The following is a 22073-nucleotide window of genomic DNA, read 5'->3' as shown; positions in this document are numbered from 1 at the left end:
GTTGAAAGTGTTTGCTATGACTTTCAACTCTCTTGCTGTAAACCTTTCGTGGCGGTACGGTCGCGCCGACGCCCGGCAATGACGCCGCGCCGCGGCGCAGGGGGGACCCAACTGAGCCGCACTCGCAAGGAGTTCAGCCTGTGATACCGACACACTCGGCGCCCCCGAAGCGCCACAGGAAGCACCGCCGCACCGCCGCCGCGGCCGCCGTCACCGCGCTCGCAGCGGCCGCGGCCGCCACCCTCGTCCTTCCCGGCACCACCGCCTCCGCCTCCCCGCCCGGCACCAAGGACGTCACCGCGGTGATGTTCGAGTGGAACTTCGCCTCGGTCGCCAAGGAGTGCACCAACACCCTCGGGCCGGCCGGTTACGGCTACGTCCAGGTCTCCCCGCCCCAGGAGCACATCCAGGGCTCGCAGTGGTGGACCTCGTACCAGCCCGTCAGCTACAAGATCGCCGGCCGTCTCGGTGACGCCACCGCCTTCCGGAACATGGTGAACACCTGCCACAACGCGGGTGTGAAGGTCGTCGTCGACACCGTCATCAACCACATGTCCGCGGGCAGTGGCACCGGCACCGGCGGCTCGTCGTACACGAAGTACGACTACCCCGGCCTGTACTCCGCGGCCGACATGAACGACTGCACGGCCACGATCAGCGACTACACCAACCGCGCCAACGTCCAGAACTGCGAACTGGTCGGCCTCGCCGACCTGGACACCGGCGAGGAGTACGTCCGCGCCACCATCGCCGGCTATATGAACACCCTGCTCGGCTACGGCGTGGACGGCTTCCGCATAGACGCGGCCAAGCACATGCCCGCCGCCGACCTCGCCAACATCAAGTCGCGTCTGAGCAACCCGTCGGTCTACTGGAAGCAGGAGGTCATCTACGGCAGCGGAGAGGCCGTCCAGCCCACCGAGTACACGGGCAACGGGGATGTGCAGGAGTTCCGGTACGCGTATGACCTGAAACGGGTCTTCAACAGCGAGAACCTCGCCTATCTGAAGAACTACGGCGAGGGCTGGGGCTACCTGAGCAGCGGCGTCGCCGGTGTCTTCGTCGACAACCACGACACCGAGCGCAACGGCTCGACCCTCAACTACAAGGACGGCGCCAACTACACCCTGGCCAACGTCTTCATGCTGGCCTACCCGTACGGCGCCCCGGACATCAACTCCGGCTACGAGTGGTCCAGCACGGATGCGGGGCCGCCCGGCAACGGCTCCGTCACCGCCTGCTGGCAGGACGGCTGGAAGTGCCAGCACGCCTGGCCGGAGATCATCCGCATGGTCGCCTTCCGCAACGCCACCCGCGGTGAGGCCGTCACCAACTGGTGGGACAACGGCGGCGACGCCATCGCCTTCGGGCGGGGCGGCAAGGGCTATGTGGCCATCAACCACGAGTCGGGCAGCCTGACCCGCACCTACCAGACGTCACTGGCGGCGGGCACGTACTGCGACGTGCAGAACAACACGACGGTGACGGTCAACTCCAGCGGCCAGTTCACGGCCACCCTGGGCTCCAACACCGCCCTCGCGATCTACTCCGGCAAGTCGAGCTGCTGAGTCCACCGTACCGCCGAGGCGGCCACCCCGGTCACGGCTGACCACGCCGGCGCAGGGGTGGCCGTCCGAGTATCTCGATGTACATGATCCGGCCGTGCACGACGTCGAGGATCAGATCGCCCGAGGAGGGCAGCAGCGGCACACAGCGATGGCCCGGACCGTACGGCTGTCCCGGCGGTCGGTCCGTCGTCCGGATGCTCTGGCAGAAGTCGTCGCGGCAGCCGCACTCGCCGACGAGGCGGACATCCCGCACGCAGACGGCCAGCCAGTGTTCCCCCTCCTCCTCCAAGAGGGTGGCCAGTTCGTCGACGAGCTCCGGGAAGACGTCGCGAACGAGCGGTGGTTCCTGCTCCATGCGAGGACGGTAGCCAGGGTGGTCGCGGGTGGCGACCGGTTATCCGTGGCACGGGTGGGGTTGACGTGTTCAGAACATCGTCCTACGTTCCGCCCTGTGAATGGGAGCGCTCCCACGATTGGCGGATCATGACACGCAGACTCAGGAAATGGACGCTGACGTCGCTGTCGGTGCTGCTGACAGCGGCCGGCTTCACCGCGGCGGGCACACCCAACGCCTACGCAGCCACGACGGCCACCGTCAACGGCTCCACCACCCACCAGCCCATCGACGGCTTCGGCTTCTCCGAGCACTTCGGACGGGCCGACATCATGCGCGGCTCGCAGGGCTTACCGGCTCAGAAACAGCGCGAGATCCTCGACCTGCTGCTCAACCGCACCACCGGCGCCGGCCTCAGCATCCTGCGCCTCGGCATCGACTCGGGCATCCAGCCCACCGACCCCGGCGGCCCGAACGCCACCCCCAAGTACGTCTGGGACCGCCAGGACAAGGGCCAGGTGTGGCTCGCCCAGCAGGCCAGGGCGTACGGGGTGAACCGCTTCTACGCCGACGCCTGGACCGCGCCCGGCTATATGAAGACCAACGGCACGGATGCCAACGGTGGCACGCTGTGCGGACTCTCCGGGGCCACCTGCGCGAGCGGCGACTGGCGGCGGGCGTACGCGAACTTCCTCGTCCAGTACGCGAGGTTCTACGGCCAGGAGGGCATCGGGATCACCGACCTCGGCTTCACCAACGAGCCCGACTGGACCGCGACGTACGACTCCATGCGGCTCACTCCCGCCCAGGCCGTGGAGTTCACCAAGGTCTTCGGGCCGGTCGCGAACGCGGCCGGGTACAAGGTGGCCTGCTGCGACTCCTTCGGCTGGAACCAGCAGAAGGCCTACAGCAGCGCCATCGAGGCGGACGCGACCGCCCGGAACCTCGTCGCCACCCACACCGGACACACCTACGCCAGCCGGGTCGACGGGCCGCTGCCCACCCAGAGGCGCACCTGGATGTCGGAGTGGTCGCCCGACGGCACCACCTGGAACGAGAACTGGGACGACGGCAGCGGCTACGACGGCTTCACCGTCGCCTCCGCGGTCCATGACGCCCTCACCAAGGGCAACACCAGCGGCTATGTGTACTGGTACGGCGCCTCGGTCGGCGCCACCCGCGGCCTGATCCAGATGGACGGGGCGAACTACCGGGTGTCCAAGCGGCTGTGGGCGCTGGCCAACTACAGCCGCTTCGTCCGCCCCGGCGCCACCCGCATCGCCGCCACCACTCCCGACACCAACCTCCGGCTGTCGGCCTTCCGCAACACCGACGGCACGCTCACCATCGTGGCGCTCAACGCGGGCACCGCCGCCCAGCAGGTGTCGTACAGCCTGCAGAACACCGGCATCACGACCGGGACCGCGACGCCGTACGTCACCAACGGCTCCAGCAGCATGGCCCGGCAGGCCGCCGTCGCGGTGAGCGGAGGCTTGCTGACCGCCACCGTCCCGGCCCGTTCCCTCGTCACCTACTCCGTCAAGCGATAGGAGTCGCCATGCGTGTGACCAGAATGCTCGGGGTCCTGGCCGCCGCCCTCGCCCTGCTGCTCGGCGCCATGGCATCGCCGTCGGCCGCCGCGCTGCCGAACAGCTTCCGGTGGAACTCCAGCGGCGTGCTGATCTCCCCGAAGTCCGACGCGGCCCACCAGCTCAGCGCGATCAAGGACCCGTCGGTCGTGTACCACAACGGCCGGTGGCACGTCTTCGCCAGCACCACGACCACCAACGGCACGTACAGCATGGTGTACCTGAACTTCGCCAGCTGGCAGGAGGCCGGTGCCGCGCAGCACCACTACCTGGACCGCACCGCGATCGGCGCCGGGTACAAGGCGGCGCCGCAGGTGTTCTGGTTCGCCCCGCAGAAGCTGTGGTACCTCGTCTACCAGACCGGGGACAACGCGGCGTACTCGACCACGACGGACATCGCCAACCCCGCCTCGTGGACCGCGCCGAAGAAGATCTACGCGAACGGCATGCCGCAGATCATCAAGGACAACATCGGCAGCGGCTACTGGGTCGACTTCTGGAACATCTGCGACAGCTCCAAGTGCTACCTGTTCTCCTCCGACGACAACGGGCACCTGTACCGCTCGGAGACCTCGGTGGCCAACTTCCCGAACGGCTTCACCAACACCGTCATCGCGCTGCGGGACGCCAACAAGTACCGCCTGTGGGAGGCGGCCAACGTCTACAGACTCAAGGACTCGGGCAGCTACCTGCTGCTCAACGAGGCGATCGGCGGCAACGGCAGGCGCTACTTCCGCTCCTGGACGTCGAACAGCATCGCCGGCACCTGGACCCCGCTGGCCGAGACCGAGTCCAATCCCTTCGCGCGGTCGAACAACGTCGCGTTCAGCGGCACTCCCTGGAGCCAGGACATCAGTCACGGAGAGATGGTCCGCCACTTCAACGACCAGTCCCTCACCATCAACCCGTGCCGACTCCAGTTCCTCTACCAGGGCATGGACCCCTCGGCGAGCGGCCCCTACAACACCCTGCCCTGGCGCCTCGGCCTGCTGACGCAGACGAACTCCTCCTGCTGAAAGTTCTTTCCTGTGGTTTCAGAAGTCTTGCTGTAAACCTTTCGACGGCGATACGGTCACGCGGGGTCGGACCCAAGAGAGCCGCAATCGCAAGGAGTCCATCTGTGATACCGAGATGGCCGACGCCGTCGAGGCGCCGAACAGCCCATGCCGGGCGGGTCGCCGCGGTCACCGTGACCGCGCTGGCCGCAGCACTCGTCCAGCCTCTGGCGGCGCGGGCGGACACCCCGCCTCCGCCGCCGTCCGACGCCAAGCTGGCCGCCGAGCCCGCCAGGCACGACGCGACCCGCGAGCAGTTCTACTTCGTCCTGCCGGACCGTTTCGCCAACGGCGACACGGCCAACGACAAGGGCGGCCTGACCGGCTCGCGCCTCGCCACCGGCTACGACCCCACCGACAAGGGCTTCTATCAGGGCGGTGACCTCAAGGGTCTGACCAAGAAGCTCGACTACATCAAGGGCCTCGGCACCACCGCCATCTGGATGGCCCCCATCTTCAAGAACCAGCCCGTGCAGGGGACGGGGAGCGACGCCTCGGCCGGCTACCACGGCTACTGGATCACCGACTTCACCCAGGTCGACCCGCACTTCGGCACCAACAAGGACTTGGAGACCCTCATCTCCAAGGCCCACGCCAAGGGCATGAAGGTCTTCTTCGACGTCATCACCAACCACACGGCCGACGTCGTCGACTATGAGGAGAAGTCGTACGGCTACCTCTCCAAGGGCGCCTTCCCCTACCTCACCAAGGACGGCAGGCCCTTCGACGACGCCGACTACACGGACGGGAGGTCCAGGTTCCCGGCCGTCGACGCCGACTCCTTCCCGCGCACCCCGACCGTCCCGGCCGCGAAGAAGAACGTCAAGGTCCCGTCGTGGCTCAACGACCCGACGATGTACCACAACCGCGGCGACTCCACCTTCGCCGGTGAGAGCTCCACGCACGGCGACTTCGGCGGCCTCGACGACCTGTGGACCGAGCGGCCCGAGGTCGTCAGCGGCATGGAGAAGATCTACCAGCGCTGGGTCAGGGACTTCGACATCGACGGCTTCCGGATCGACACCGTGAAGCACGTCAATCCGGAGTTCTGGACCCAGTGGGCCACGGCCCTCGACTCCTACGCGGCCAAGAAGGGCCGCGACGACTTCTTCATGTTCGGCGAGGTCTACTCCGCCGACACGAACGTCACCGCCCCGTACGTCACCCAGGGCCGCCTCGACGCCACGCTCGACTTCCCCTTCCAGGAGGCGGCACGGCAGTACGCCTCCCAGGGCGGCAGCGCGCGGAAGCTGGCCTCGGTCTTCGGTGACGACTACAAGTACACGACCGACAAGGCCAACGCCTACGAGCAGGTCACCTTCCTCGGCAACCACGACATGGGCCGCATCGGCTACTTCCTGAACCAGGACGACCCGAAGGCCACCGACGCCGAACTGCTCGCCAAGGACAGGCTCGCCAACGAGCTGATGTTCCTCAGCCGCGGCAACCCGGTCGTCTACTACGGCGACGAGCAGGGCTTCACCGGCGCCGGCGGCGACAAGGACGCCCGCCAGACCCTCTTCGCCTCGAAGACCGCCGACTACCTCGACGACGACCAGCTCGGCACCGACCGCACCCACGCGAGCGACGCCTACGACACCAGCGCCCCGCTCTACCGGCAGATCAGCGCCCTCTCGAAGCTACGCAAGGCCAACCCCGCCCTCGCCGACGGCATCCAGACCGAGCGCTACGCCGCCGACGGCCCCGGCGTCTACGCCTTCTCCCGTACCGACGCCCGGACCGGCACCGAGTACGTAGTCGCCTTCAACAACGCGGGCGAGGCGAAGCCGGCGACCTTCGCGACCGGTTCGGCGGGCATGACGTACAAGGGCCTCTACGGCACCGACGTCTCCCCGAAGAGCGACGCCGACAAGAAGCTCACGGTCACCGTCCCGGCCGGCTCGGCGATCGTCCTCAAGGCGACCGGCAGGCCCGCCAAGCCGGCCACCGAGCCGACGATCACGCTCAAGGCCCCGGCCGCCGGTGCCACCGGCACCGTCGAGATCGGCGCCGACGTGGACGGCGGGCAGCTCAACCGCGTCGTCTTCGCCGCGCAGGTCGGCGGCGGCAGGTGGCGGACCCTGGGGTCCGCCGACCACGCCCCGTACAAGGTCACGCAGGCCATCGGGAAGGACGTGCCGGCCGGAACGGCCCTGCGCTACAAGGCGGTCGTGATCGACTCCGCGGGCCGCACGGCGAGCGCGACAGCGGCGAGCACCACCGGTACCCCGCCCGCCCCCGAGACCCCCTCCGCCTCCTCCCGCGACTACGCGGTCGTCCACTACAAGCGCACCGACGGCGACTACGCGAACTGGGGCCTGTACGCCTGGGGCGACCTCGCCGACGGCGAGTCCACCGACTGGCCCGACAGCCACCCCTTCGTCGGCCGTGACTCCTACGGAGCCTTCGCCTACGTCAAGCTGAAGCCGGGCGCCTCCAGCGTCGGCTTCCTCGTCATCGACAAGGACGGCGACAAGGACGTCTCCGCCGACCGCACGATCGACGTCACCAAGACCGGCGAGATCTGGATCGAGCAGGGCAAGGAGACCGTCCGCACCGAGAAGCCGGCGGCCGACTACCCGGCCCCGGACAAGACCAAGGCCGTCCTGCACTACCAGCGCGCCGACGGCGACTACGACGGCTGGGGCCTGCACGTCTGGACGGGTGCCGCGAACCCCACCGACTGGTCGAACCCGCTCAAGCCGGTCAAGACTGATTCCTATGGCGCAGTCTTCGAGGTACCGCTCACCGACGGTGCCACCAGCCTCAGCTACATCCTCCACAAGGGCGACGAGAAGGACCTGCCCACCGACCAGTCGCTCGACCTCACGGCGAACGGCCATGAGGTGTGGCTGTTGAGCGGCCAGGAGAAGTACCTGCTCCCGCAGCCCGCGGGCTCCGCCGCCGCGCTCGACCTGACCACCTCCAAGGCGATCTGGATCGACCGGGACACGCTCGTCTGGAACGGCGCCGAGACGGCCGCCTCCACCCAGCTGCTGTACTCCCGCGACGGCTCGATCGAGGTCAAGGACGGCGCCCTGACCAGCGACGACGAGCGCTGGCTCCGGCTGTCCAAGACGGCGCTCACCGACGCCCAGAAGGCCAGGTTCCCGCACCTGAAGAACTACGCCGCCTGGTCCGTCGACCCGCGCGACCGCGACCGGGTCCGCGAGGCCCTCCGCGGTCAGCTCGTCGCCTCCCAGCGGGCCGCCAGCGGTGCCGTCCTGGCCGCGACCGGTGTACAGATCGCGGGCGTGCTCGACGACCTCTACTCCTCCGCGGCGACGAAGGCCGACTTCGGTCCGGCCTTCGCCAAGGGCCGTCCGACGCTCGCCGTCTGGGCGCCCACGGCCCAGTCGGTCAGGCTGGAGATCGGCGACTCCACCGTCGCCATGAAGCGGAACGACACCACCGGCGTCTGGTCCGTCACCGGTCCGCGGTCCTGGAAGAACAAGCCGTACCGGTACGTGGTGAAGGTCTGGGCGCCCAGCGTCCGCAAGGTCGTCACCAACAAGGTCACCGACCCCTACGCCGTCGCCCTCACCGCGAACTCCGAGCGCAGCCTGGTCGTCGACCTCGGCGACCGGTCCCTGGCGCCGAGCGGCTGGTCCACGTACACCAAGCCCAGGGCCGTACCGCTGAAGGACGCCCAGATCCAGGAGCTGCACATCCGGGACTTCTCGGTGGCGGACAAGACGGTGCCGGCGGGGGACCGGGGCACCTACCGCGCCTTCACCGACAAGCTCAGCGACGGCTCCAAGCACCTGAGGCGGCTGGCCGAGGCGGGCACGTCGTACGTCCATCTCCTGCCCGCCTTCGACATCGCCACCATCCCCGAGAAGAAGTCGGAGCAGGCGACCACCGACTGCGACCTGGCCTCCTTCCCGGCCGACTCCGACAAGCAGCAGGAGTGCGTGGCGAAGATCGCCGCGAAGGACGCCTTCAACTGGGGCTACGACCCGTACCACTACACGGTCCCCGAGGGCTCGTACGCCAGTGACCCGGACGGGACACGGCGCACGGTCGAGTTCCGCGAGATGGTCAAGGCGCTGAACGAGGACGGCCTCAGGGTCGTCATGGACGTCGTCTACAACCACACGGCGGCCAGCGGTCAGGCGGACACCTCCGTCCTCGACCGGATCGTCCCCGGCTACTACCAGCGGCTCCTGGCCGACGGCTCGGTCGCCAACAGCACCTGCTGCTCCAACACGGCCACCGAGAACGCCATGATGGGCAAGCTGGTCGTCGACTCGATCGTCACCTGGGCCAAGGAGTACAAGGTCGACGGCTTCCGCTTCGACCTCATGGGCCACCATCCGAAGGCCAACATCCTCGCGGTCAGGAAGGCCCTGGACGAGCTGACCCTTGCCAAGGACGGCGTCGACGGCAAGAAGATCATCCTGTACGGCGAAGGCTGGAACTTCGGCGAGATCGCCGACGACGCCCGGTTCGTCCAGGCCACGCAGAAGAACATGGCCGGCACCGGCATCGCCACCTTCTCCGACCGCGCGCGCGACGCCGTACGCGGCGGCGGCCCCTTCGACGAGGACCCGGGTGTCCAGGGCTTCGCGTCCGGTCTGTACACCGAACCCAACTCCTCGAAGAACAACGGCACTTCGGCGGAGCAGAAGGCCCGCCTGCTGCACTACCAGGACCTGATCAAGGTCGGCCTCTCCGGCAACCTCGCCGACTACCGCTTCACCGACACCGACGGCAAGGAGGTCAAGGGCTCAGAGGTCGACTACAACGGCGCACCCGCCGGCTACGCGGCCGCCCCCGGCGACGCCCTCGCCTACGCGGACGCGCACGACAACGAGTCGCTGTTCGACGCCCTCGCCTTCAAGCTGCCCACGACGGTGAGCGCCGGCGACCGCGCCCGGATGCAGGTCCTCGCCATGGCCACGGCCACCCTGTCGCAGGGCCCGGCCCTGTCCCAGGCGGGCACCGACCTGCTGCGCTCCAAGTCCCTGGACCGCAACTCCTACGACAGCGGCGACTGGTTCAACGCCATCCACTGGAACTGCGCCGACGGCAACGGCTTCGGACGGGGGCTGCCGCCGGCGGCCGACAACGCGTCCAAGTGGCCGTACGCCAAGCCTCTGCTGGGCACCGTCAAGGTCGGCTGCGAGCAGATCGAGGGCAGCTCGGCGGCGTACCAGGACCTGCTGCGGATCCGTACGACGGAGAGCGCCTTCTCCCTCGACACGGCCGGTCAGGTGCAGTCGAAGCTCTCCTTCCCGCTGTCCGGGAAGGACGAGACGCCCGGCGTGATCACCATGCGCCTCGGTGACCTGGTCGTCGTCTTCAACGCGACGCCCGAGCGGCAGGAGCAGAAGATCGCCTCACTGGCCGACGAGGGCTACCAGCTGCACCCGGTGCAGGCCTCGGGTGCGGACCCTGTCGTCAGGACCTCGTCGTACGACGAGGCGACGGGCACGTTCGCCGTCCCGGGACGCACGGTCGCCGTCTTCACCAGGGCTCACTGACACACGGGTGGGGCGGTCCGGTCACCGGGCCGCCCCGCTCGTGTGTCCGGTTAGGGTGAGCGCTGCTGACGTAGAACAGGAGTGCTCATGCCGCAGATCACCGTCGACTACTCGAACACGATCTCCCTGGACCGGGAGGGCTTCGCCCGGGACCTGCACACCGCGACCGTCGAGATCGCGGCGGCCAAGCCGGAGGCGTGCAAGACACAGTTCCGGCCCAGCCAGTACACGGCCTTCGGCTACGAGGACCCCGAGGAGCAGGGCCACGCGGTCGTCCACGTCACCCTCGGCCTGCTCGCCGGCCGAACGGACGAGACCAAGGCCAAACTGACCGAGAAGGTCCTGGACCTGCTGCGCAAGCACATCGAGGACAACGGCATCGTGCTGCACGCCTCCGCCGAGGTACGCGACCTCGACCCGTCGTACCGCAAGTTCGAACGCTAGGACGCCAGCGAGATCAGCCGGCCGACCAGCACGCTGAACGGGCCGTCGGCCGGCTCGTCCTTGAGCATGCGGCGCAACAGCGCGCCCATCTCCTCGTCGCAGGCGGCGCTGACGGCGGCCAGCGCGGCGAAGTCGTGCACGAGCTGCACCTCCAGCTCGGCGCGCGGGATGCGCCGGCCGTCGAGCCAGATCAGGGCCGTGGACTCGGCGAGCGAGATCCAGGAGCGGACGACCAGCTCCAGGCGGGCGGGCGGGTTCTCCACGTTCAGATGCGAAAGGATTTGGACATACGCGGCCTGCCGTACGGAGTCGATGAGCGCGTTCGTCGCCGTGGAGCCGACGGCCGGGCCGCCCCGCATCAGTGCCGAGAAACCGGGCCCGTGCTCGTCCACGAAGTCGAAGAACCGCCGCATCACCCGCAGCAGCCGTGCCCCCAGCGGCCCCTCGTGCGGCTCTACGAACCGGCTCGCCAGGTCGTCCGAGGCCCGCTTCAACGCGGCTTCGTACAGGCTGAGTTTGCCGGGGAAGTAGTGGTAGACCAGCGGGCGTGAGATGCCCGCGGCCGACGCTATCTCGTCGATGGAGACATCGTCGGGCGAGCGCTGGCTGAACAGTTCGAGGGCGACGCCGATCAACTGCTGCCGTCGCTCCTCGACTCCCATTCTTCGGCGTACCCCGGTAGTCATGCGAACACCTTACCGATCGATTCCGGCCCCGAACGGGCCGGACCGATCAAGGACGTTCACACACCCCCTCATGCCTGTGCTCACATGTCCAACACCAGGCGATCACTCCGTGCCCGCGACACACAGATCAGCATCGAGTCGGCCCGCTCCCCGTCGGTCAGCAGCTCGTCCCGGTGCTCCACCTCGCCCTCCAGCACCCGCTGTTGGCAGGTCCCGCAGAAGCCCTGCTCGCAGGAGTAGGCGGTGTCGGGCAACTCCGCCCGTACGGCGGCCAGTACGGTCGAGTCGGCCGGGACCGTCAACGTCCGCCCGCTGCGCCGCAGTTCGACCTCGAACGAACCGCCCGTCGAGGCACGCGGCGTGAACCGCTCCAGCTGGACGTGCGGGAACCGCTCCTCGACGGCGGCCATCAGCCCTTCCGGGCCGCAGCAGTACACGGCGGCGCCCTCGGGCACGTCCGCGAGGAGCCCGTCGAGGTCGGGCACCCCCTCCACGACGCTCACCCGGCCCCCGCCCAGCTTTTCGACCTCTTCCAGGAACGGCATCGAGGCGCGGTCCCGCCCGCAGTACAGCAGCCGCCACTCCACGCCCTCGCCCAGCGCCCGCAGCATCGGCAGCACGGGCGTGATCCCGATACCGCCCGCGACGAACACGTACGACGGCGCCTCCGCCAGTGGGAATCGGTTCCGTGGCCCCCGCACCTCCAGCTCCATCCCCTCCCGCACCTGCTCGTGCACCTCGCGCGAGCCGCCCCGCCCGTCCGCGACCAGCCTGGTCGCCACCGTGTACGACGAGCCGTCCTCCGGGTCCCCGCACAGCGAGTACTGCCGGACCAGCCCCGACGGCAGCACGAGATCGAGATGCGCGCCGGGCTCCCAGCCCGGCAGGTCGCGCCCCTCCAGCCGTAGCTGGACGACCCCCTCCGCGATCTCCTCCCGCGAGGCCACCAGCACCCGCAGCGCCCGCGACCGGGGCCGCCCGGAGACCGGCTCCTCCAGGGCGGGCATCGGCCACAGCGGAGAGGTCCGGATACGGCGCCGCATCGCCCGCCGGACGAGCAGGGCGGTCCCGGCGAGGACGGCGACCGTGCGCGGCTTCGGCATCAGGCGGCACCCTTCTCGGCGGCCAGGGCGGCGGGGGAGGAGGCCAGATAGGCGACGGCCTGCGCGGTGGAGCCCTCCTGCGAGGGGTGGTACGCGCGGCTCAGATACCGGGGGATGGACCTGAGCATCTCCCCGGTCGCCGGAAGCGTGCCCCGCCTGCCCCGGACGTAGAAGTCCTTGAAGGTGGCCCGGCCGTCGACGAGCGTCGGGTCGTTCTCCATGAAGAAACGCGCCCCGCGCTGCCACAGGAAGACCAGCGCGGCGAACGCCGTCGCCCAGGTCCGCACCCGCCGCCGGTAGTCGCCGTCGACATGCGTGAACAGGTCGAACGCCACCGACCGGTGCTCGACCTCCTCGGCGCCGTGCCAGCGCAGCAGGTCCAGCATGGTCGGGTCGGCGCCGCGCCGGTCCAGCTCCTGCGCGTTGAGCACCCAGTCGCCGAGGAAGGCGGTGTAGTGCTCGATGGCCGCGATGATCGCCACCCGCTCCATCAGCCACCAGCGGCGCGCGCGGCCCGGCGGCAGAGTGCGGTCGCCGAGCAGCTTCTCGAAGAGCCAGTCGACCTGGGCGGTGTACGGCGTCGGGTCGAGCCCCTGCTCCCGCAGATGCGGCAGCACCTCGTCATGGGCCTGCGAGTGCATCGCCTCCTGCCCGATGAACCCGATCACGTCCTCGCGCAGCCGCTCGTCCCGGATGTACGGCAGCACCTGCTTGTAGACATGCACGAACCACCGCTCGCCGGCGGGCAGGAGCAGATGCAGCACATTGATGGTGTGCGTGGTGAAGGGATCGCCGGGGACCCAGTGCAGCGGGGTGTCGTCCCAGGAGAAGGACACCTTGCGGGCCTTGAGGGGTATCCGGTCCTGCGTATTAGACATGGCGTCAATGTACTGACGGGTAGGACCGGGGTGAACCCTTGTGCGGCCCCTTATTTACTTTCCCGTCAGCAAGCCTGGGCCTCACTTGAGCCCGTCGATCGAGCGCCCGCTCTCCAACCTGCCCTGCAGCTCCGCCTGCGCACCCTGCTTCGCCCGCACCGCCAGCAGACTGCTCTCGGAGCTGCCACGCACCCCGCCCGTGGCCCGGATCGACTCCGTGTCCGCGGTGCCCGCCGCCAGCAGGTACCAGCCGCCCGCCCGCGCCTTCCACAGCACCCCCGCCAGCACATGCGGATCACGCGCCCCGCACGCCGGCACGTTCTGCGCCTTCGCCGCCACCGTCGCGTGCGTCGCGCCCGGCGTCCGGAACTGGGCCAGCACCCGCTCGCCACCGCCCCGCCAGGTCTCGGCACGCGAGCACACCCAGTCCGCGGCGCCGGTCCCGTCGGGCAGCGGCTGCCGGGCGTACGCCCAGGCGTTGACCGTGCGCACACCGGCCGAACGCATCGCGCCCAGCCAGCAGGAGTACGGCGCCCAGGTGTGCAGCGCCTGTGTGCCGGACACGTCCTTGGCCTCGCCGGGGCGGCCGGTGGTGAGACGGGCCGGGACCAGTTCGGCGAGGTCGGTCAGCAGCCGGGTGCCGGTGCCGTCGGTCACCTGGAGGGCGTTCCACGACGAGCACGCGCCGGTCTGCTGGGCGGCGGGGCTCGCCATCGGCGAGGTGACCCCGTCGGTCACCGTGAGGTCCATCGCCCCGGCGTCCGGCTTCAGCAGATCCCGCTCGGCCGCCTTCTTCACCCAGGGCGCCATCAGATAGCGGACATTGCCGTCGGCACGGCTCAGCACCACCGCGCTCGCCTCCGCCCTGGTCGCGTTGTCGACCCGCGAGAAGTCCAGGGCGGCACCGGCCGTGCCGTCCAGCGGCTCGGCGTAACGGGCGATGCGCAGACCGTCGTAGAGGATCACCACGCGCGCGTTGTCGACGGCGCCCGCGTACAGCAGTTGCGGCGCGCCGGACGGGCCGCCGGACGGGGTGCCGGGCGTCGCCGAGACGGTGACCGTTTCGCCGGGGCGCGCCCACACCGCGAGCGCGCGCCGCAGCAGGGCCGAGTCACCGGCGAGGTCGCCGCGCGCGGGCCACACGGAGAAGTCGGTACGGGCCGAGGACTGCCAGGCCAGCGTCGGGACCTTCGACAACTGGGCCGGGTCGAGGGCCGCCTCGGCAGCCGGGTTCTGCGCGTACGAGGGCGCGGCCGGACCGTCGGGGCCCCAGCCCTCACCGGGCAGACCGAGCAGCGCCCCGCACACCAGGAGCGCGGCCCCGGCGGCCAGCGCCGCCTTCGTGTGCTGTCTGCGCCGCATCAGGTCGGTGGGCCGGGCCTGGAGCGAGCACGGGTCGAACTCGGGGGAGTCGAGCAGCGCGTACTGCGCCGGGACGGCGTCGGCCTCCTCCAGCGCGTCGTCCACGTCCTCGACACCGGCCGCCTTCAGCACGTCGCGCACCTCGCCGTCCGGGAGCTGCTCCAGCCCGCGCAGCACGTAGGCCGCTCGCGCCGGGCCGGACAGCGCCGACAGCCGCTGGTCCAGCGCGAGCTCGTCGGCGCCGCCCGACCGGGGGAACAGGCGCAGGCCCCAGATCTGGGGCAGCAGGGGCGGCAACTGGGAGCGCTTCGGCCAGGCAAGGCGGCGCAACGGCAGACCCGCCTCCAGCGCCGTACTGAGAACCCGCAGTCGCAGCAGGGCGTACCCGGGGTCGCCCTCGCGTCCCGTCGACTGGGCCGGGATCGCGGGCGCCGACGCCGCCCGGCCCCGGGGCAGCGCACGCTGGGTGAGCGAGTGCGCGGTCACCACACGTCGGTTGCGGCCGAGGCTCGGCGGCAGCACCAGGTAGGCGAGCCGGACAAGACGCGGATAGTGCTCGACGAGCGCGGCCTCGGCCCGCTCGACATCGACGACCGGATCGGCGGATTCGGGTGCGGGGCGCGGGGCGACATCCTGTGACTGCACGTTCAGCAGAACGAGCGAATGGTCAGTAGGTCACAGTCGCCGGAGGTCGGCTGCCGTGTGCCGGCTCGTTGTGGCTGGTCGCGCCCCGCGGCGGAGCCGCATATCGATACCGCCCCGCGCCCCTCAGGGGCGCTGGCCGACCGGCGTATCCACCAGCGCCCGCGCATAATTCGCCATCGACCTCTGGTATCGCGGCAAGTGTCCCGCAAGCGCCTCCAGCACCAACGACAACCCCTCCCGATCCCGCCCGAGGCTCGAAAGACACAGCGCCAACGTCGCCCGCACGGCGTCGTCCAGCTCGTCCGACGGCGCGTCGAGCTCGGGCGTCAGCAACTTGACGCCTTCCTCCGCCAGTCCGATGTTCCGCAGCGAACTGGACAGCTGGATCTTGGCCCGCCGTGCCTTGTAGCCGCTCAGCCCGAGCTCCAGGGCCTCCCGGTACAGCGGCACCGCGTTGTCCGAGTGGCCCGTCGAGTCCCACGCGCACGCCCGCTCGAACGGCCCGAGCGGGCTGTCGGCCGGCAGTTCGGCGACGAGGGTGTCGATGACGGCGCGGAAGTCGGCCGCGTCCTGCTCCGCGTAGGTGTCGAACGTCGACCACGCGGCGGTCACGCGATCTTCCCAGTCCTGGTTCATCGCGCCACTTTCGCACGGTGGGGCGAACACCGGCAGCGGTATTTTGAGCGCTCCGCGTGCGGGAGCCGTATCCACCGGGAGGCCCTCAGGGAGGAAGACATGAAGGTGACCCGACCGATGCTGGTGGCGGCTGGTGCGGCGGCGGTGTTCGCGCTCGCAGGTTGCGGATCCGGCGGTGACGAGCAGGCCGCGGTGCCCGAGACCGCCACCGGCAGTCTGGAGCACCTGGCAGCCGAGGCGAAATGCGAGCCGAACATGCAGACCGACGCCGACGAGATCCGGCAGGCCATCTGCAAGAGCGGCAAGGAGAAGTACATCCTCGTCACGTTCGCCACAGATCGCGGTCAGCGCGAGTGGATCAACTCGGCGAAGGACTACGGCGGGTACTACCTCGTCGGTCGCAAGTGGGTGGCCGTCGGCCATAAGGACGTAGTCACGTCGTTGCGGGGCGAGCTGGGGGGAGGCATCGAGATAGGGACCGACCACTCCGGTCACTCGGACGACCACTCCGCCTCGCACAAAAGCTGACCACACGGAATCCGGACATGCGAAAGCCGGCGGTGGGAAATCCCACCGCCGGCTTTCTGGTGTGGGTCAGTTGCAGTCCTGGCCCGAGTTGATGCACTGGACGACCTGGTTCATCAGATCTTCGGACATGAAGTTGATGAAGTCGTTGTGGTCAGTGATCGGCTTGTGCAATTGCTCGGGGAAGCCGTCCACCGCGAACGGGTTCACGACCTGCCCGTTCTGGATCTGCGGGGCGGGAACGTCGTAGACCAGCTTGGCCTGCAGCTGCGGGATCGCCTGGAAACCGTTCGGGCAGCTGCCGTCCGCCTGGACGAAGGCAACGTGGTCACGGTGGTTGGCGCTGTCGGTGTTCTGACCGTCCCAGCAGCTCTGGAAGTTGGACGTCCGCACCACGGAGCTGCCCTCGGGGCAGATCGGGTACTGCTCCGTCAACTGCCGGTCCTCGAAGCCGGTGCAGCTCCAGGAGGTGTTGGCGTTCGCGAGACCGTTGGTGAACGCCTTGGCGTCACCGGTGATGATGCGCAGGGCCGTCGGCATCGCCACGACGTCGCTCGTCTTGTTGCCGACGAACTTCAGCTCCGCCTGGGAGGCACGCAGGACCTTGCCCACGTTGCCTTCGAGACCGCCACCGGCCTCGTTCGCGTCCGCCTCCTGCGTACCGTCCTGCAGACGCAGCACCGGCCAGTAGTACGTGGACTTGTCGGCCTGGTTCTGGCAGCTGGTGTCGGCCTGCAGGAACTCCTGATCGCTGGTGAAGGCGTCGTTGTCCTGGTTGCCGACGTAGTCGTGGCGGTGGTGGGCGCCGTTGTCGACACCGGGAGCGACAATGATGTTGTCCGTGTTGGCGTTGCCGTTCTCGTTGGTGCCGCACTCGGTGGTGAAGGTACCCGTCGAGCCGGAGTCGCCGTTCGCGGCCAGGCCGTTCTGCAGGTTGCGGGAGTTGGGCTGGACGTCCTCGATGTTGACGAAGTCCTGCGCCACCGGGCCGTTGCCGGCCTGGCCTCCGTTGCCCTCCGGCACCGGGTCGAGACCGTTGTCCTGGCCCTGACCGCCGTCCTGGCCCTGGTCCTGACCGTCGTTGTTCTGGTCCTGGTCCTGGCCGTCGTTGTTCTGGCCGTCACCGTTGCCGTCGTTGACCCCCGGCTGCTCGGCCGGGACGCCCTGGCACTGGGCGAGCTGGTCGAGGCCCTGCGGTCGCTGGCCACCGGCCCGGTTGATGTTGATACCGATCCGGTCGAGCGTGGCCACGCGCTTGGACTTCAGCGGGCCGAGGATGGCGTTGTTGACGAAGCCGGGGTCACCCGCCTGAGCCCTCCGCGTGTCCGCGAGACGCGCATAGGCGTCCGTGATCTGTTTGTCGAGCAGCGCCAGCTCCTTGGCGACACCTTGACGCGCGCCTTCCGGGACGTCTGTCAGCTGCTGGCCGACATCCGGGCAGTTGATCGTCGCGACCTGGGCGTTCGTGGACTTCGTCTGGTTCCACCCAGAGTTGTTGTCCTCGTGTGCCGAAGCATAGAAGTTGGCCCATACAAGCCCGCCCCCACCGAGCGCTAGGGCCGCCGTCCCAGCTATGGCCTTGGTGGCCAGCGGCATCCGGCGTTTTCTTGTGTTGCGTCCCATGGAACTCCTCTGACTTCCTTTTTCGGGGGCATCGAGGCGCCCGACAGGAGTGAAGCGGCTCCCATTCATACGGAGGGCGCCCCAGAGGTGTTCAGCCGTCCCGGAAATTGTTGAGAGATTCGTGAGAACGCCGCGTGCTCAACCGCCCCGAAAACACCGGTAGTTGTTGATCCCGCACGGCGGGTGCGCGGCCCGGTCCGATTTCACCGGCCATGGTCGAGATACGCGAGAACCGCCAGCACGCGACGGTTGTCGTCGTCCGACACCTCAAGGCCCAGTTTGGCGAAGATATTGGCGGTGTGTTTCGCGATGGCCCGTTCCGTGACGACGAGCCGGTCGGCGATGGCCGCGTTCGTCCGCCCCTGCGCCATCAGCTCCAGCACCTCCGTCTCCCGGGGGGTGAGCCGGGCCAGCGGCTGGTCGTCGGCCGCGCGCCGGGTCAGCAGCTGCTGGATCACCTGCGGGTCCATCGCGGTGCCGCCCGCCGCGACCCGCCGTACGGCGTCCACGAACTGGTCCGCGTCGAACACCCGGTCCTTCAGCAGATACCCCACCCCGCCGCTGCCGTCGGCCAGCAACTCCCGCGCGTACAGCTGCTCCACGTGCTGGGACAGCACCAGCACCGGCAGTCCCGGCTTCCTGCGCCGGGCCTCCAGCGCGCACTGCAGCCCCTCGTCGGTGTGGGTCGGCGGCAGACGTACGTCGACGACGGCGACGTCCGGTTCCAGCTCGGCCAGCGCCCGCGCCAGCTCGGGGCCGGTCTCGACGGCCGCCGCGATCTCGAAGTCGTAGGCCTGGAGGAGCCGGACGAGCCCGTCGCGCAGCAGGAACAGGTCTTCGGCTAGGACAACGCGCAAGGAATCTCCATGGTGACCATGGTGGGACCGCCCGCGGGCGAGCTGACGGCCAGGACGCCGTCGAATGTACCCAGTCGCCGCTCGACCCCGGCGAGCCCCGAACCGCTCCCGACCACCGCACCGCCCTTGCCGTTGTCGGTGACGCTGATCCGCAGCATGCCGCCGCCCTCGGCCACGTGATGCAGGTCGATCCAGATCCGGTCGGCGTCGGCATGCTTGACGGCGTTGGTGAGGACCTCGCTGACCGCGAAGTACGCCGCCGACTCCACAGGCGCCTCCGCCCGCCCGGACAGCTCCACGGTCACCTCGGTCGCCACCGGCAGCCGTAGCGCCAACGCCCGCACGGCGTCGCCCAGTCCACGCTCGGCCAGCACCGGCGGATGGATGCCGCGCACCAGGTCGCGCAGCTCGGCGAGGGCGTCCGCGGAGGACCGGCGGGCCTGCGCGACGAGCTGCTTGGCTTTCTCCGGGTCCTTGTCGAGGAGCATCTCGATGGTCCCGAGATCCATGCCCATCGCCACCAGCCGCGCCTGCGCCCCGTCGTGCAGATCCCGTTCGATACGGCGCAGCTCGGCGGCGGACGTGTCCACGGCGTCGCGCCGGGTCTCGGTCAACACCCGTACCCGTTCGGCCAGTTCCCCCTGGTTGGACGCGAGGACGGCCCGGGTGAGCCGGAAGTGGACCTGGAGCAGACGCGCGGTGAGGAAGTGGGCGAAGAAGAGCAGGACGAGCCCCAGAGCACCGGCGGCGAGCGCGGAAGCCTGCCCGGTGACCGGCACGAAGCCGTACCAGTACGTCCCTCCACCCGCGTCCGTGAAGGCCCGCCACAGCCCGGCGGCCACCGCGAACCCCTCCAACGGATAGATGAGCAGCACGGCCGGCAGCAGCGCGGTGACGAACCCCGCCGTCATGTCGACCGGCAGCCACCGCAGATCGCGCCAGGTCGCCGGGTCGCCCAGCATCCCGAAGGTCCGCGTCCACGGGTTGGCGACCCACGGCGACGGCGACGGCCGGTACGCCCGTGGAATCAGCACCCCGCCCCACTCTGCCGCCAGGACCCGCCGCCAGTCGGCGTACGCCCGCACCCCCGTCAGTACCCACGGCGTCGTGACCAGTCCGACGCCGATGGGGATGAGCGCGATGGACACGAGGGACAGGACGAAGCAGAGAACGGACCCCGGCAGTGCGACGAGGGCCAACGCCAGCCCCCGCAGCGCCGCGACCCCCATGCCGCGCGCCCTCGAACTCCGGCCGCTTTTCGTGTCATTGGTCATGGCGTCAGTCTCGCCGAGGGCCGCGGCACCGGTCACGGGGGCAGAACCCCCGATCAGGAGGTGGTGTCAGATACACCCCCAAGGCCCGCCAGCACCTTCGCCTCCACCTTTGGATCGAGCCCCTTGAGGGTCCGGTCCGGCCGCATGGGCGCCGCGCCGCCGAGGTCCTGGAGCCACCGCCAGGTGTCGGCGACGGTCTCCTCCACGGGCCGGCAGCGCAGCCCGGTCGCCAGGGCCCGGGACACGTCCGCGCTGTGCAGGGCGTCGTGCATGTCGCTGGCCGGCGGCACCCACACCGGCAGCTGCGTCCACGGCTCGATCCCCGCGTCGAGGATCACCTGCGGCTCGACCCACCGGAGCTCGGCCGCACCACCGACGGTCGCGACACAGGCGTCCAGCAGGCTGCCCATGGTGGCGTGTCCCTGCGGGCCGATCAGGTTGTACGGCCCGCTCAACTCCTGCTCCACCGCCCCCAACGTCCACTCCGCGAGATCACGGACGTCGACGTACTGGAGCGGCAGCTCCCGTGGCCCCGGAGCCAGCACCGGACCGCCACGGGCGATCCGGGCCAGCCACCACGGCAGCCGGCCGACGTTCTCGTACGGCCCGAGGAGCAGCCCGGCCCGCACGAGCACCGAGTGCTCGGCCCCGAACTCCTCGACGACGGCGAGTTCGGCGCCCAGCTTGTCCTGCGCGTACTCGGTCTGCTCCGCGCCGGGCTCGGCACCCGTCACCACCGGCGCGTCCTCGCCGAACCCCGCGGGCGGCGCCCACTCGTACACCGACACGCTCGACACGTACGCGTACCGCCCGGCGCGGCCCCGCAGCAGCCGCGCCGAGTCCCGCACCGCACGGGGCGCCGCCGACCAGGTGTCGACGACGGCGTCCCACTCACCCTCGGCCGCGAGCGCGGCCAGCCCGTCGGGCGCGGTGCGGTCGCCGTACAACGACCGCACCCCGGCCGGGCCCGGAGGTCCGGCGGGTGCCCCCCGGAAAGGCACAGTGTGCCGCCCCCGGTGGAAGACGGTCACCTCCCAGCCACGCCCGAGGGCCGCCTCCACGACGGCCCGTCCCGCGAACTCCGTACCACCCAGCACCAGAAGCCTCATACAGCCGACTCTGCACGCCGCGCGGCCCGGACGGAACAGGACTCTGCCGTCAGCAGAGGACGGGATCAGCGGCCGACCGGCGGGGTGTACTTGTAGCCGACCCGCCGCACGGTCCGGATCGTGTCCCGGTGCTCGGCGCCCAGCTTGCGGCGCAGCCGGGCGATGTGGACGTCGACGGTACGGCCGTCCCCCACATGCCCGTACCCCCACACCGTGGTGACCAGCTGGTCGCGGGTGTGCACGCGGTGCGGGTTGGCCACGAGGTGGGCGAGCAGCTCGAACTCCAGGTAGGTGAGGTCGAGTTCACGCCCGTCGACCGCCGCGGTGCGCCGCACGGTGTCGACGGTGACGAGCGGATCGCCCGCCGCGCCGACGGGCGCCGCGACTGGCGGGGGCTGCCGGTCGGCCGGAACGAGCACCAGGTAGCCGATCATCGGCGGCCGGCCGGGCAGCGCGGGCAGGGAGTGCTGGGGAGCGGGCAGCCAGGTGGCACCCGGGGGCAGGAGGTCCGCCAGGTCGATGAGCTCGTCCCGGTCGACGGCGCGCAGATGATGCCGGGCACCGGTCGGGGAGGTGAGCGTGGGGGCGGGGGAGAGGGAACGAGTGGTCGCCATGAGAGGTCAGCTCTTTTCGCGCGAGAGGTCCGTGGGGGACGTACGTCGTTGCGCGCTGGCCGAAGGCCGGGAGGTTACGGCTTTACAGGGCCCGCGCGTTCACGCGCGGCAACACACCCGGTCGAAGTCGTGGTGCTGACGGGAAGGCCAGAAGGGCTCAAGGTCATGGCGACCTGTCGCGGAGTACTTCTGGAAGCCGGTCATGCCCCCATTGAAGCAGACACCGACCATGGAAAGGAGCCTCCTCTCACTGCTCGGACGCCGACACGCCTCACATGGCGAAGG

Annotated in this window: 16 protein-coding genes and 1 pseudogene; 6 read left to right on the top strand and 11 right to left on the bottom strand. The window is 69.7% G+C overall.

Features of this window, described 5'->3' with window-relative positions; all coding sequences use genetic code 11:
* Nucleotides 1–143 precede the first annotated feature (143 nt).
* Nucleotides 144–1568 (top strand): alpha-amylase, encoded by a 1425-nt coding sequence (locus tag ACZ4UU_RS02840; RefSeq protein ID WP_468036405.1) that lies wholly within the window; start codon nucleotides 144–146, stop codon nucleotides 1566–1568.
* 31 nt (nucleotides 1569–1599) lie between these two features.
* Here ACZ4UU_RS02840 and ACZ4UU_RS02835 read toward each other — a convergent pair whose 3' ends face one another.
* The gene (locus tag ACZ4UU_RS02835; RefSeq protein WP_468036111.1) at nucleotides 1600–1923 is read right to left on the bottom strand and encodes a hypothetical protein; all 324 of its coding nucleotides are present in this window, start codon (nucleotides 1921–1923) and stop codon (nucleotides 1600–1602) included.
* Nucleotides 1924–2051: 128 nt separating this feature from the next.
* Here ACZ4UU_RS02835 and ACZ4UU_RS02830 point away from each other — a divergent pair, with 128 nt between their 5' ends.
* From ACZ4UU_RS02830 to ACZ4UU_RS02815, 4 genes and pseudogenes are all read left to right on the top strand, one after another.
* A complete protein-coding gene (locus tag ACZ4UU_RS02830) occupies nucleotides 2052–3452 on the top strand; it encodes a glycoside hydrolase family 30 protein (protein ID WP_468036110.1) in 1401 nt (466 codons plus the stop codon).
* 80 nt (nucleotides 3453–3532) lie between these two features.
* A pseudogene (locus ACZ4UU_RS02825) lies at nucleotides 3533–4507 on the top strand (glycoside hydrolase family 62 protein); the annotation flags it as partial.
* A 104-nt stretch (nucleotides 4508–4611) separates the two neighbouring features.
* Nucleotides 4612–10032, top strand: coding sequence for a pullulanase-type alpha-1,6-glucosidase (gene pulA / locus ACZ4UU_RS02820; RefSeq protein WP_468036109.1), 5421 nt, complete (start codon nucleotides 4612–4614; stop codon nucleotides 10030–10032).
* 87 nt (nucleotides 10033–10119) lie between these two features.
* Entirely contained in the window at nucleotides 10120–10476 is a 357-nt protein-coding gene (locus tag ACZ4UU_RS02815) for a 5-carboxymethyl-2-hydroxymuconate Delta-isomerase (protein WP_468036108.1), read from the top strand.
* Here the strand turns inward: ACZ4UU_RS02815 and ACZ4UU_RS02810 are convergent.
* From ACZ4UU_RS02810 to ACZ4UU_RS02790, 5 genes are all read right to left on the bottom strand, one after another.
* The gene (locus ACZ4UU_RS02810) at nucleotides 10473–11162 is read right to left on the bottom strand and encodes a TetR/AcrR family transcriptional regulator (protein ID WP_468036107.1); all 690 of its coding nucleotides are present in this window, start codon (nucleotides 11160–11162) and stop codon (nucleotides 10473–10475) included. The two genes, ACZ4UU_RS02815 and ACZ4UU_RS02810, sit on opposite strands and share 4 nt — an antisense overlap.
* 80 nt (nucleotides 11163–11242) lie before the next feature.
* Nucleotides 11243–12265 (bottom strand): PDR/VanB family oxidoreductase, encoded by a 1023-nt coding sequence (locus ACZ4UU_RS02805; RefSeq protein ID WP_468036106.1) that lies wholly within the window; start codon nucleotides 12263–12265, stop codon nucleotides 11243–11245.
* Nucleotides 12265–13143: a metal-dependent hydrolase gene (locus tag ACZ4UU_RS02800; protein WP_468036105.1), complete on the bottom strand. Its 879-nt coding sequence runs from the start codon at nucleotides 13141–13143 to the stop codon at nucleotides 12265–12267. The genes ACZ4UU_RS02805 and ACZ4UU_RS02800 overlap by 1 nt, the downstream gene beginning before the upstream one ends.
* Nucleotides 13144–13224: 81 nt before the next feature.
* Nucleotides 13225–15150, bottom strand: a complete 1926-nt coding sequence (locus tag ACZ4UU_RS02795) for a hypothetical protein (RefSeq protein ID WP_468036104.1) — start codon at nucleotides 15148–15150, stop codon at nucleotides 13225–13227.
* A 123-nt stretch (nucleotides 15151–15273) separates the two neighbouring features.
* Complete coding sequence (locus ACZ4UU_RS02790) at nucleotides 15274–15786, bottom strand: tetratricopeptide repeat protein (RefSeq protein ID WP_468036103.1); 513 nt, start codon at nucleotides 15784–15786, stop codon at nucleotides 15274–15276.
* 99 nt (nucleotides 15787–15885) lie between these two features.
* Between ACZ4UU_RS02790 and ACZ4UU_RS02785 the strand changes: the two genes are divergently transcribed.
* A complete protein-coding gene (locus tag ACZ4UU_RS02785) occupies nucleotides 15886–16314 on the top strand; it encodes a hypothetical protein (protein ID WP_468036102.1) in 429 nt (142 codons plus the stop codon).
* Nucleotides 16315–16380: 66 nt separating this feature from the next.
* On the opposite strand, the gene ACZ4UU_RS02780 is transcribed toward ACZ4UU_RS02785, so the two are convergent.
* The 5 genes from ACZ4UU_RS02780 to ACZ4UU_RS02760 all read right to left on the bottom strand — a co-directional run bounded on the left by ACZ4UU_RS02780 (nucleotide 16381) and on the right by ACZ4UU_RS02760 (nucleotide 21788).
* Nucleotides 16381–17934 (bottom strand): DUF1996 domain-containing protein, encoded by a 1554-nt coding sequence (locus ACZ4UU_RS02780; RefSeq protein ID WP_468036101.1) that lies wholly within the window; start codon nucleotides 17932–17934, stop codon nucleotides 16381–16383.
* 203 nt (nucleotides 17935–18137) lie between these two features.
* The gene (locus tag ACZ4UU_RS02775; RefSeq protein WP_234762448.1) at nucleotides 18138–18791 is read right to left on the bottom strand and encodes a LuxR C-terminal-related transcriptional regulator; all 654 of its coding nucleotides are present in this window, start codon (nucleotides 18789–18791) and stop codon (nucleotides 18138–18140) included.
* Nucleotides 18776–20065 carry a sensor histidine kinase gene (locus ACZ4UU_RS02770; protein ID WP_468036100.1) on the bottom strand — a complete coding sequence of 430 codons (1290 nt, stop codon included), beginning with the start codon at nucleotides 20063–20065 and terminating at the stop codon, nucleotides 18776–18778. The genes ACZ4UU_RS02775 and ACZ4UU_RS02770 overlap by 16 nt, the downstream gene beginning before the upstream one ends.
* Before the next feature lie 53 nt (nucleotides 20066–20118).
* Nucleotides 20119–21174, bottom strand: a complete 1056-nt coding sequence (locus ACZ4UU_RS02765; RefSeq protein ID WP_468036099.1) for an NAD-dependent epimerase/dehydratase family protein — start codon at nucleotides 21172–21174, stop codon at nucleotides 20119–20121.
* Between the two features lie 65 nt (nucleotides 21175–21239).
* On the bottom strand, nucleotides 21240–21788 hold the full coding sequence (locus ACZ4UU_RS02760; RefSeq protein ID WP_468036098.1) for a winged helix-turn-helix domain-containing protein: 549 nt from the start codon (nucleotides 21786–21788) through the stop codon (nucleotides 21240–21242).
* Nucleotides 21789–22073: the final 285 nt, after the last annotated feature.

This window comes from Streptomyces sp. NPDC028907 (assembly GCF_055564995.1).
This window is presented reverse-complemented; position numbering and strand designations above follow the sequence as displayed.